General features: G+C 70.9%; 6 protein-coding genes and 1 pseudogene. 3 read left to right on the forward strand and 4 right to left on the reverse strand.

Annotation, left to right across the window (positions count from 1 at the left end):
• Positions 1-27 precede the first annotated feature (27 nt).
• Both STRIP9103_RS10035 and fxsT read left to right on the forward strand, forming a co-directional pair.
• Positions 28-1,371, forward strand: coding sequence for a TIR-like protein FxsC (locus tag STRIP9103_RS10035; RefSeq protein WP_009306786.1), 1,344 nt, complete (start codon positions 28-30; stop codon positions 1,369-1,371).
• Positions 1,368-5,312: an FxSxx-COOH system tetratricopeptide repeat protein gene (gene fxsT, locus STRIP9103_RS10040; RefSeq protein WP_009306765.1), complete on the forward strand. Its 3,945-nt coding sequence runs from the start codon at positions 1,368-1,370 to the stop codon at positions 5,310-5,312. The genes STRIP9103_RS10035 and fxsT overlap by 4 nt, the downstream gene beginning before the upstream one ends.
• 107 nt (positions 5,313-5,419) lie before the next feature.
• Here the strand turns inward: fxsT and STRIP9103_RS10045 are convergent, their stop codons facing one another.
• Positions 5,420-6,331: an alpha/beta fold hydrolase gene (locus STRIP9103_RS10045; protein WP_009306825.1), complete on the reverse strand. Its 912-nt coding sequence runs from the start codon at positions 6,329-6,331 to the stop codon at positions 5,420-5,422.
• Positions 6,332-6,698: 367 nt separating this feature from the next.
• On the opposite strand from STRIP9103_RS10045, the pseudogene kstD reads away from it, so the two are divergent.
• Positions 6,699-8,431 (forward strand): annotated as a pseudogene (kstD, locus tag STRIP9103_RS10050) (3-oxosteroid 1-dehydrogenase).
• A gap of 25 nt (positions 8,432-8,456) precedes the next feature.
• On the opposite strand, the gene STRIP9103_RS10055 reads toward kstD, so the two are convergent.
• The 3 genes from STRIP9103_RS10055 to STRIP9103_RS10065 all read right to left on the reverse strand — a co-directional run bounded on the left by STRIP9103_RS10055 (position 8,457) and on the right by STRIP9103_RS10065 (position 11,605).
• The gene (locus tag STRIP9103_RS10055; RefSeq protein ID WP_009306732.1) at positions 8,457-8,882 is read right to left on the reverse strand and encodes a GNAT family N-acetyltransferase; all 426 of its coding nucleotides are present in this window, start codon (positions 8,880-8,882) and stop codon (positions 8,457-8,459) included.
• A gap of 125 nt (positions 8,883-9,007) precedes the next feature.
• Positions 9,008-10,162, reverse strand: a complete 1,155-nt coding sequence (locus STRIP9103_RS10060; protein WP_234022164.1) for an RNA-guided endonuclease InsQ/TnpB family protein — start codon at positions 10,160-10,162, stop codon at positions 9,008-9,010.
• 453 nt (positions 10,163-10,615) lie between these two features.
• Entirely contained in the window at positions 10,616-11,605 is a 990-nt protein-coding gene (locus STRIP9103_RS10065; RefSeq protein ID WP_009306775.1) for an NAD(P)-dependent alcohol dehydrogenase, read from the reverse strand.
• Positions 11,606-11,697 lie beyond the last annotated feature (92 nt).

Consider the following 11,697-nt stretch of genomic DNA (forward strand, 5'->3'; position numbering starts at 1 on the left):
CGGAGTCTCGACGGGCAGGGGGGATCAGTGGACATATCCGAACGGGGGCGGGCCGCGGCGGACAACCGGCCCTATTTCTTTCTCAGTTATGCCCACACACCCTCCTGGGGGCCGGGCGGCGGCGACCCCGACCACTGGGTGCATGTCCTCTTCCGGGATCTGTGCGACCACATCATGGCCCTCACCGACCTGCCCGCCGGTGCCGCCGGGTTCATGGACCGGGAGATGCGCTCCGGTGACGGCTGGCCGGACAAGCTCAGCGAGAACCTCGCCCTGTGCCGGGTGTTCGTACCGCTGTTCTCGCCGCGGTACTTCACCAGCGAGATGTGCGGGCGTGAGTGGTACGCGTTCAACGAGCGGATCGTGCAGGCGAAGAGCGCCGGCGCGGGCGACGTGCCCGCCATCGTCCCGGCCCTGTGGACGCATGTCGCCTTCGACCAGCTCCCCGACTCCGTACGGCACATCCACATCGACCACTCCTCGTTCGGGGAGCGCTATCTCACCAACGGCATCTACGGGCTGATCAAGCTCAACCGGTTCAAGGACGAGTACGACGAGACCGTGCTCACCCTGGCCCAGCGGATCGTGCGGGTCGCCGAGGAGTCTCCGCTGCCGTCCAGCAGGCCCCGGCCGTACGAGACGACGCCCAGCGCGTTCAAGCCGCGCGGCGAGGGACCCCGCAGCATCCATCTGACCGTGGCGGCACCCACCCGCCACACCGTCCCGGAGCACCGTGACGTCCGGCCGTACGGGGAGGACGCCCGGGACTGGAACCCGTACCACAGCGAGTCGACGCGTCCGCTGCCCATGCTGACGGAGGAGCTGATCCGGTCGCTGGACTACCGGATCAGCGTCTCCGACTTCGACGACACGGACCCCTCCTCCGACGTCCCGACCACGGGTGGCGGGCACGACGGGCACTCCCCCGGCGAGACGGCCCGGCCCCCGCACCCCGGGATCCTGCTGGTCGACCGCTGGGCGGTCCTCGACGACGAACGCCGGCGCAGACTGGAGGCGTTCGACCGGGCCTCCCATCCCTGGGTCAGCGCGATGGTCCCCTGGAACCGCAACGACCTGCAGTGCCACGGGGAAGAAGGGCTGAAACTCAAGGCCGAGCTGGAACGGGTCCTGCCGAACATCCTGGAGCGCGGCCGGCGCACCGACTGCCGGGTGGCCGTCAACGGCGTCCCCACCCTGAAGGCCTTCATCGACATCCTGCCCTCCGTCGTGGCGCACGCCACCCGGCAGTTCCTCAGACACGCCTCCGCGCACCCGCCCCCGGGCCCGCACCGGCCCCGGCCCCGCCTCATGGGCCCCCACGATCCGCCGCCCTCCCACGACGGGGGTCCCGACCATGGAGGAGAAGCATGACGGCCCGGCAGGACGGACGGATCATCACCTTCTACTCGTACAAAGGCGGTACGGGCCGCACGATGGCCCTGGCCAACACGGCGTGGATCCTCGCCGCCAACGGCAAGCGTGTGCTGACGGTGGACTGGGACCTGGAAGCCCCCGGGCTGGATCGTTTCTTCCGCCCGTTTCTGGACCCCAACGCGCTCGCCGCCACCACGGGTGTCATAGACATGATCACCGAGTACTCCTGGGCGGCCACCACCGGAGGCCCCCGCTCCGGGTCCTGGCACCTGGACTACGCGCGGGTCGAGCCGCACGCGATGTCGCTCAACCCCGAAGTCCTCGGCCTCTCCTTCCCCGACGGCGGCTCACTGGACTTCCTGTCGGCGGGGAGGCAGAACCGGGAGTACTCCGCGACCGTGTCGTCGTTCGAGTGGGACAACTTCTACGAGCGGCTCGGCGGCGGTCTGTTCCTCGACGCGCTGCGGGACGACATGCGGGCGTCCTACGACTACGTGCTCATCGACAGCCGCACGGGTCTGTCGGACAACGCCGACATCTGCACCATCCAGATGCCCGACGTCCTCGTGGACTGCTTCACCCTCAGCGGCCAGTCGATGGACGGCGCCGCGGCCGTCGCCCACAGCGTCGAGGAGGGCTACCGCAAGCGGCGCATCCGGGTGCTGCCGGTGCCGATGCGCATCGACGAGGGCGAGAAGGAGAAGGTCGACGCGGGGCGGGCGCTGGCCCGGCAGAAGTTCGACGGCCTGCCCAAAGGGCCCGACGGTGAGCACCTCGATCCCGCCGATGTCAACGCGTACTGGGGCGCGGTGGAGATCCCCTACCGGCCCTACTACGCGTACGAGGAGATGCTCGCGACCGTCGGCGACGAGAGCGGGATCGCGAACTCCCTGCTGTCTGCCTTCGAACGCCTCACCTCGGTGATCACCGACGGCGAGGTCACCCAGCTGCCGCCGATCCCCGAACAGGTCCGGCTGCGCTGTGTGGAGGCCTTCACCCGGCGCCGGCCACAGCTGCAGTCGGTGAACGCGGTGGTGGTCTACGCCGCCGAGAACCGGATGTGGGCGGAGTGGGTGCAGGGGGTGCTCCGCACCGCCGGGTGCGACGCCGCGCTGCACGATGTGTCCACCGGCCCGCCGGAGCGCCCGGACACGACGACCCGCGTCCTGGTCCTGCTGTCGCACGCCTTCCAGAAGTCGCGCGCCGCGGGCGAGGTCTGGCACGCCCTGCGCGGCGGCGCGGCGGACGCCCCGCACTCGGCCCCCGTCGCCCTGCGCGTCGACGAGGTCCGGCTGGCCGACTCCTCCTTCGACCGTGAACCGGTGGACCTGCACCGCCTCGACGAGGCCGACTGCGTACGCGGTCTGCTGGGCGCCCTGGGGCTCGCGGAACAGCCCACGGGGAGCCGAACGGCCGGCCCCCGCTTCCCGGGCAGCGTCCCCCAGGTGTGGAACGCGCCGCAGCGCAACACCACCTTCACCGGCCGCGGGGTCATCCTCGACCAGTTGCGCGAACAGCTCCGGGGCGGTATGTCCGTCGTACTGCCCCAGGCCCAGGCGCTGTTCGGCCTCGGCGGCGTCGGCAAGACCCAGGTGGCGCTGGAGTACGTGCACCGGTTCATGGCCGACTACGACCTGGTGTGGTGGGTGTCGGCCGAGGACATCGACAACGTGGTCTCCTCCCTCGCCCAGCTGGGCACCCGCATCGGCGCGCTCGGCGGCGAGGACATGGCCATGGCCAGCCAGGAAGCCGTACAGCTGCTGGCGCGCGGAGTGCCGACGAACCGCTGGATCCTGGTCTTCGACAACGCCGACGACCCCACGGAGCTGAAGCGGTTCTTCCCGCGCGGCGGTGGCGGGCACATCCTCGTCACCTCCCGCAACCAGGCCTGGGCCCAGCAGGGCGCCTCCCTGCCCGTCGACGTCTTCCAGCGGCAGGAGAGCGTCGAGCATCTCTCGCTGCGCGCCCCCGGGCTGTCCGCCGAGGAGGCCGACCGCGTGGCCGAGGCGGTCGGCGACCTGCCGCTCGCCGTGGAGCAGGCGGCGGCCTGGCTCTACGAGACCGCCACCCCCGTCAAGGACTATCTGCGGCTGCTGGCCGAGCAGACCACCGACGTACTGGACCTCAACCAGGCCGCCGACTACCCGAAGACGGTGGCCGCCACCTGGAACATCTCCATCGCCCGCCTGAAGGAACGCTCGCCCGCCTCGGTACGGATGCTGCAGCTGTGCGCGTTCATGGCGGCGGAGCCGATCGCCTCCCAGCTGCTCTACAGCAAGGAGATGCTCGACGAACTGCGCAAGGTGGACCGGACCCTGACGGAGAGCCTGATGCTGGGCCGCGTCATCCGCGAGATCGCCCGGTTCGCGCTCGCCAAGGTGGACCAGGTCGGCAACAGCATCCAGATCCACCGGCTGGTCCAGGCGGTGATCCGCTCCCAGCTCACCGAGGACGAGCAGCGGACCGCACGACAAGTCGTCCACACCATCCTCGCGGGCGCCCGGCCCGACGGCGACGAACCCACCGACGACCCGAAGAACTGGCCGCAGTTCGAACTCCTGTGGCCGCATCTGCGCGCCTCCGACATCGGCGCCGGCGCCACGCTGGAGCCACGCCGACTGCTCATCGACCGCGTCCGCTACCTGTGGAAGCGCGGAAACCTCCCCCAGGCGCAGTCGCGGGCCGAGGAGGTGCTGGCCCAGTGGAAACCGCTGCTCGGCGAGGACCACGAGCAGTATCTGTACATGCGCTCCCAGCTCGCCAACGTGCTGCGCTCCCAGGGGCGTTACGTGGAGGCCCTGGAGATGAACGAGGACGTACTGGAACGCCAGCGCAGGGTCCTCGGTCCCACGCACCCGCACACGTTCATCACGGTCTCCGCGCTCTCCAGCGACCTCGCGGCCCGGGGACAGTACGACAGGGCGCTCGAACTGGCCCGCGAGGCCCACGAGGGCTTCGGCCAGATCTTCCACGAGTCGCACCGCAGGACCCTGAGCGCGGCGAACAACCTCGCACTGACGCTGTGCATGGTCGGCGACTACGGCGCCGCCCGCGATCTCGACCAGGACACCTACGACCGCCGCAAGGAGGTCCTCGGCCCCGAGCATCCCTACACCCTGGCCTCGGCCCAGCGACTCGGCCGCGACCTGCGCGAGGACGGCCGCTACAGCGAGTCGGCGGACCTGCTCTCCGACGCGTACCGGGCCTACAAGGACACCCTGGGCAAGGACTTCCCCGGCACGTTGACCTGCGCGAAGTCACTGGCGGTGTCACTGCGCAGGGCAGGCCGGTTCGAGGACGCGCACCGGCTGTCCAAGGCGACCCTGGCGGAGTACCGCAAACAGTACGAGACCCGCATTCCCGCCTCCCTCGCCTGCGAGCTGAACCTGGCGGCCGACCTGTTCGCCGCCGACCAGCGGGAGGAGGCGCGGCAGGTGGCACAGGCGGTGCTCGGGGAGTACATCAAGGTGCCGGGCGAGCAGCATCCGTACACCCAGGCCGCGCTCAACAACCTCGGCATCTACCAGTGGGCCTGCGGCAACGCCGACGAGGCGGAGGCCCTCTTCCTGCGGGTCACGGAACGCATGGCCGAGGTCCTGGGCGAGAAGCACCCCCACACCCTGTTCGCGCGCGCCAACTACGCCAACGTCCTGGCCGAGCGGGGCCGCGTCGAGGAGGCCTGGGCGGTGGAGAAGCCCACCCGTGACACGCTCCAGAACGTGCTCGGGGCACAGCACCCGGAGGCGCTCGGTGTGGTCGCCAACTCGGCGCTGACGCTGCGCGCGCTCGGCCGGACCGAGGACGCGGCACGCCTGCGCGAGGAGACCCTCGCCGTGCTGGAGCGCCAGTCCAGGCAGTTGGGCCCGGACAACGGCATCACCCGCCTGGTGCGCCAGGAACGCCGGATCTACCGGGACCTGGAGCCGCTGGCGGTGTGACGGGGAGAGCGGCGGGGGCTCCGGGGTTCAGGGGGAACCTCCCGGGTTCAGCCGGGCACCTCGCGGGTTCACACGGGCACCTCGCGGTTTACGGCCACCTCGCGGGTTCACGCGGGGGGCGACATGGTGAACGGCATGTCCGCCAGGAGCCAGCTGAGCACGGTCGGCAGGGCACGCAGCGCCGCGAAGTGCGCCGCGGCCGGATCGAGGACGGCGGTGGCCCGTGGGATGCGTGCGGCGAGCCAGGACGAGTGGGCGATCGGTGAGAACACGTCCTTCGCCCCGTGCCAGAACAGCACCGGCACCCGGATCTCACCCGGGTCGAACCCCCACGGCGACGTGAGCGCGAGCGCGTCGTCGATCCAGCCGTACGGGGAGGTCCGCAGCGCCTCGTTGTAGTTGCGCAGCAGCATCGAACGGATGCCGTTGTCGGAGACGATCGACCGGTCGTCGTCGGTGAGGTCGTCGCGCAGCTCCTCCAGCAGCCGCGCGGGATCGGAACGGATCGCCGCCGAGCGCGGGATCAGCCCGGCCGCGAAACGCTGGGGATCGGTGTGCGCCGTACGGAACTCACGGACGTTCGACGGCGCCATCCCCGCGAACCAGTCGAGCCCCACCGCGTCCCGTGGGGCCAGCGTGACGAGGGCCGCCGCCCTGGTCACCCGGTGCGGCAGCAGCGCGGCACAGGCCAGCGCGTGCGGGGCGCCACCGGAGCGGCCCACCACCGCGAAGCGGTCCAGGCCCAGGGCGTCGGCCACCGTCGCCACGTCCTCCACGACGTCGACGACCCGCCGGCCGGGCCGGCGGTCCGACCCCCCGTAACCGGGACGGTCGAAGCTGATGAGCCGCGCCCCGCAGTGATAGAGGAACATCGGCCGCGGCCGGGGCCCGACCCTGCTGCCCGGCATCCCGTGGAACAGGAACACCGGCCGCCCCCGCGGATCCCCCGAGCACTCGACCCGCAACCGCCGCCCGTCGGCCGTCCGGACATGGTCCGGCGTCCGTACGAGGTCATGCACAGCGCTCCCCCTCCCTCGGTCCGTGCAGACCGGGACCACGCTGCCCGAACATTGCCCATCCGCCTAGACCGCGAAACGAAAGCGCAGGTCAAATGGGTTCGACTGTACGGGAATCGGGGCCACGTCAGACAGATACCGCCTCGTGCTCACGCCACGGAAGTGCCACGGCCTGCGCGCGTCTTGACTTCACACCCCCTTCACGCCAGATTCAAGGCTCCGCACCGCATCCGGGGACACGGCCGTCCGCCGTACCCCGGGGAACAGCACGGCCCTCCCATCCCCTGACCAGGCTGGAGCGACCTGCATGCCCAAGAGCGCGGCCCCTGTCAGACGTACGGCCGCACCGGCCGGCCCCTCGCGGCGCCGAGTGCTCGGCACCGCCGCGGGGGCGGGTGCCGTAGCCGCGGCCGGTGGGCTCACCCACGCGGCCTCCGCCGCCGTCCCACCCCTCCTCGGCACCTACGACGTCGTCGTCATCGGCTCCGGCGCCGCCGGGATGACCGCCGCGCTCACCGCCGCCAAGCAGGGCCTGAGCTGTGTGGTCGTGGAGAAGGCGCCGACCTTCGGGGGGTCGGCGGCACGGTCGGGGGCCGGTATCTGGCTGCCGAACAACAGTGTCATCAAGGCCGCCGGGGTGCCGGACACCCCGGCCAAGCGGCGCAGTACCTCGCGGCGGTGGTCGGTGACGACGTGCCCGCCGACCGGCAGAAGGCGTTCCTAGACAACGGGCCCGCCATGCTCTCCTTCGTCATGGCGAACAGCCCGCTCGGATTCCGCTGGATGGAGGGGTACAGCGACTACTACCCGGAGCTGCCGGGTGGATTGCCCAACGGGCGGTCCATCGAGCCGGACCAGTTCGACGGGAATCTGCTGGGCGACGAGCTGGCCCGCCTCAACCCGCCCTACCTCGCCGTCCCCGCCGGCATGGTCGTCTTCAGCGCCGACTACAAGTGGCTCGCGCTGACCGCCGTGAGCGCGAAGGGGCTCGCCGTCGCCACGGAGTGCCTCGCACGCGGTACGAAGGCCGCGCTGCTCGGGCAGAAGCCGCTCACCATGGGGCAGGCCCTGGCGGGCGGACTGCGCGCCGGGCTCCTCGCCGCCGGTGTACCGGTGTGGCTCGACACCCCTTTGACCGAGCTGTACGTGGAGGGCGGCGCGGTGACCGGCGCGGTCGTCACCCGTGACGGCGCCCCCGGCCTCGTACGGGCCCGGCGCGGTGTCGTCGTCGGCTCCGGCGGCTTCGAGCACAACGCGGCCATGCGCGCGCAGTACCAGGAGCAGCCCATCGGGACCGAGTGGACCGTCGGCGCCAAGGAGAACACCGGGGACGGCATACGGGCCGGCCAACGCCTGGGCGCCGCTACGGACCTGATGGACGACGCCTGGTGGGGTCCCGCCGTCCCCACCCCCGACCAACCGTGGTTCTGCCTCGCCGAACGCACGCTCCCCGGCGGACTGCTGGTCAACGCGGCGGGCGCGCGGTTCGTCAACGAGGGGGCGCCGTACAGCGATGTCGTCCACGTGATGTACGAGCGCGACACCGCGTCCGCCTCGCACATCCCGGCCTGGCTGATCGTCGACCAGAACTACCGCAACCGGTACCTCTTCAAGGACATCGCGCCGACGTTCCCGTTCCCGGACGAGTGGTACGACGCCGGGGCCGTCCACAAGGCGTGGACACTCGACGCGCTCGCCACCGCGATCGGTGTTCCCGCCGCCGCGTTGCGCTCCACCGTCGACCGCTTCAACTCCCTTGCCCGGCAAGGGAAGGACACCGACTTCGGGCGCGGCGACAGCGCATACGACCACTACTACACGGACCCCTCCGTGCAGCCCAACTCCTGCCTCGCACCCCTGTGGCTGCCGCCGTACTACGCCCTGCGCATCGTGCCGGGCGACCTCGGCACCAAGGGCGGCCTGCTCACCGACGCACGCGCCCGCGTGCTGCGCCCCGACGGCTCGGTCATTCCCGGCCTCTACGCGGCGGGCAACGCCAGCGCCGCCGTCATGGGCCGCAGCTACGCGGGGGCCGGCTCGACGATCGGGCCCGCGATGACGTTCGGGTACGTGGCGGCGATGGACATCGCGAGAGGGGCGTGAGATCAGGAGGGGCGGGGCGAGGGAGTCAGGTCAGCCGGAGGTCGATCCATGTCGCGGTGTCGCCGTCCAGCTGATAGCGGTCGATCTCCACGAAGCCGTGCTTCAGCGCGAACCGCAGTCCGTCCTCGTTCGACTCCAGCACACAGGTCTCGACGGTCCGCGCCCCCAACTCCCGCGCCCGCCCCAGCGCCCGCTCGTACAACCGCTCGCCGAGCCCTCGTCCCCGGTGCTCGGCGAGCACCCTCACGATGACCGTGGCCGTCGCGGTGTCGCCCTCCGGCGGGCGGACGGTGGAGTTGCCGACGAGGCCTCTGCCGTCGTACGCGAGTTCCAGGTGGTGGCGTCCGGCACGCTCGCGGACGTCGTCGAGGGACAGGAAGTGCGCGGGAATGATCGTGTTGTGGACGTGCTGCCATTCCTCGATGTGCTCAAGAGGGGCACTACTGTCCACCCGAGTCACCTTCTCGGCCGTGAACGGCCGAGCTTGTGCACTCGATCCGTTCACACCTTGTCGCGCTCCCGACTGCCCCCTACGACAGGACGGTCACGGGTCGCATCCACCCTCCTCCCTTGGGTTCAGGGAGAGGGTGCGGGTGCGGTGACAAGCACCCACGCCGAGCGTGCGCGGTCGCGCACGTTGACCCCGGCGACGACGTCGGCGGGGCCAGCGAGCCCGCACCGACGACAGCGGAAATGATCCCGGGTGGGCCGGTTGGCCCGCTCGGTGTGCCCGCAGCGCGGGCAGCGCTGCGAGGTATGGCGCGCGTCCACCTCGAGGAACGGCACTCCGGCCATTGTGGCTTTGTAGGCGAGGTGCTGTCCGAGTTGGTGGAAGGGCCAAGAGGAGAGGGTGCCCCGCTGGTCGCGGCGTAGCCGTACCCGGTCGCGGATGCCGCCGAGTTGCTCGACGGCGATCCCGCGACCGGTGCGTTGCGCAACAAGCACGATCTCCTTGCTGATGTGGTGGTTCACATGCGTGGCATGGCGCTTCTCCTTCTGGGCGCGGCGGGCGAGACGGCGGGTGGCGGAGCGGGTCTGTCTGGCCTGGAGTTCGGCGCGTTTGCGGGCCTGCCAGCGCCGGTAGCGGGACAGGCGGCGGCCCTGGTGGTTGGTGCCGTCGGAGGTGGTGGCCAGGTTCACGATGCCCCGGTCGACTCCGATCCAGTCGGCCGGCTCGTATACCTCGGGATCGGGCAGTTCACAGGTGGCAATCAGGAACCATTTGCCGTTGCGCTGGACGAGGTCGCTTTCGCCCTTGCGGTGGGTCACGAGTGTTTTGAGCTGGTCGGGGGAGCAGGCGAAGCGGATGCCCTTCATCCGCCCGTCGACGGTCCAGATGGAGACGGTGCGGGCGTCGTACTGCCAGGACAGGCAGCGGTCGTCGAACGGCTGCGCTGCCTCCGGCCGGAAGGCGATCGGCGTACTGACCGCCTTGCGGTGCCGTTTGGCGGTGGGCGGGCCCAGGTTCCCGGCCTGCAGGTTGGCTTTCAGGGTCGTGTAGGCGTCGACGACCTTCTTCACCGCCCGCACCGCGGGCTGTGCGGACAGCCCGAAGGTCGCTTTCAGGTCCGCGTACACCTCCTTCTGCAGGCCGTTGCGGTCCTTCAGTCCCTTGGCGAAGGCAGTCTGCGAGGCGTAGGTGGCGGCTCGGTTGCAGGCGCGCAGGGTCGCCTCCAGGGCCGACGCCTGCTCGGGCGTCGGCAGCAGCTTGACCTGCACGACCAGTTTCACAACATCGGACCGTAGTGCGACCTCCGCACACACGATCACCGTTTGCCCGGCGATCACCACAACCGGTGACTTGCAGGGCAGTTGTTCGCATTTCCCGGCTTCGCCGGGCAGCCGTGCGGGCGCTCCGCGCCCGGTGGAGAGGGGACGCGGCAACGCTCCGCGTCGCGACCGCAGGAGGCGATTCCTCCCCGGCGTGAACGCCGGGGCATCCTCGCCAGAATCAGGTGAACCCCGATAGCCGAGGCCGGGTCTTTCCCTTGGGGGACATCGCGGGTTGCCTTTTCGGGACATGCCCGCACCGCGGCACGTGCGGCCCTTCCGACGGCCGGTTCCACTCCCCTATCCTTCGGCTGCGCCCCCGGCTTCATATGCGTCGTCAACCTCGCGGACGAGGCGTACCGGCGACTCGGAATCCCTGACGACCGCTCCGTACCGAAGCGCCGTCACAGGTGCTCACCGCACGATGACCACGGTCTTGCCACGGGCATGGCCACGCTCCACATGGCGCACCCCTTCGGTGGTGTCGGCCAGCGGGTAGGTCCGGTCGACGACCGGGGTGAGCCTGCCGGCCTCAATGAGCGCGGTGACGGCGAGCAGGTCCTCGTGGGTCGGCCCGGCCGGGGCCGACGGGAGGATCGGGCGGAGCCGCTGCCTGACGCAGGCGTTGACCGCGGTCAGTCGCAGCATGGAGCCCATCGCCCCGAAGACGTGGCCGGGCGAGCCGCCGCCGTTGGCCACCAGGGTCCCTGTGGGGGACAGCGCCTGACGCAGCCGGCTCAGTGGGCGGTTGCCCACGTTGTCCAGGATCACGTCGTAGTGCCTGCGCCGGTCGGTGAAATCCTCCCGGGTGTAGTCGACGACGTGCGCTGCGCCCAGTGAGCGCACCAGGTCGACGTTGCGAGTGCTGCAGACCCCGGTGACCTCCGCGTCCAGTGCCGCGGCGATCTGTACGGCGAACGTGCCCACGCCGCCGCCCGCCCCGTTGATCAGCACACGTTGCCCGGCGTCCACCCGGCCCACGGTCCGGATGCCCCGCAGGGCGGTCACCGCCCCCATCGGTACGGCCGCGGCCTGCTCGAAGGTCAGCCTCGCGGGCTTGGGCACCAGCAGATCCGCGGTGGTGCGCGCGTACTCGGCGAAGGAGCCCGGGCAGAAGCCCAGTACCTCGTCGCCGGGCTGGAGCCCCCGTACGTCGGCGCCGACCGCCTCCACGTGCCCGGCCGCGTCGATTCCTGCCACCAGGGACTTCGGCCGGGTCAGTCCCATGGCTCCCATCAGCCGCGCCACGAACGGGTCGCCGCGCATCATGTGCCAGTCGTAGGGGTTGACCGCGGCGGCGCGCACCCGTACCAGTACCTGCCCGGCGCCGGCCTCGGGCCGGTCGGTGTCCGCCAGCCGCAGGATGTCCGGCGGGCCGAACCGCTCCTGAACGATTGCCTTCATCGTGTCGCCCCACCCCCTCGGGATCGGTCGCTGCTCGCTGTGTCCCGTCGGATACGTCACCGGCCGACCAGGGGCGAGCACGCGAGGTGTAC

It is taken from the genome of Streptomyces ipomoeae 91-03, assembly GCF_000317595.1.
Taxonomy (GTDB): Bacteria; Actinomycetota; Actinomycetes; order Streptomycetales; family Streptomycetaceae; genus Streptomyces; species Streptomyces ipomoeae.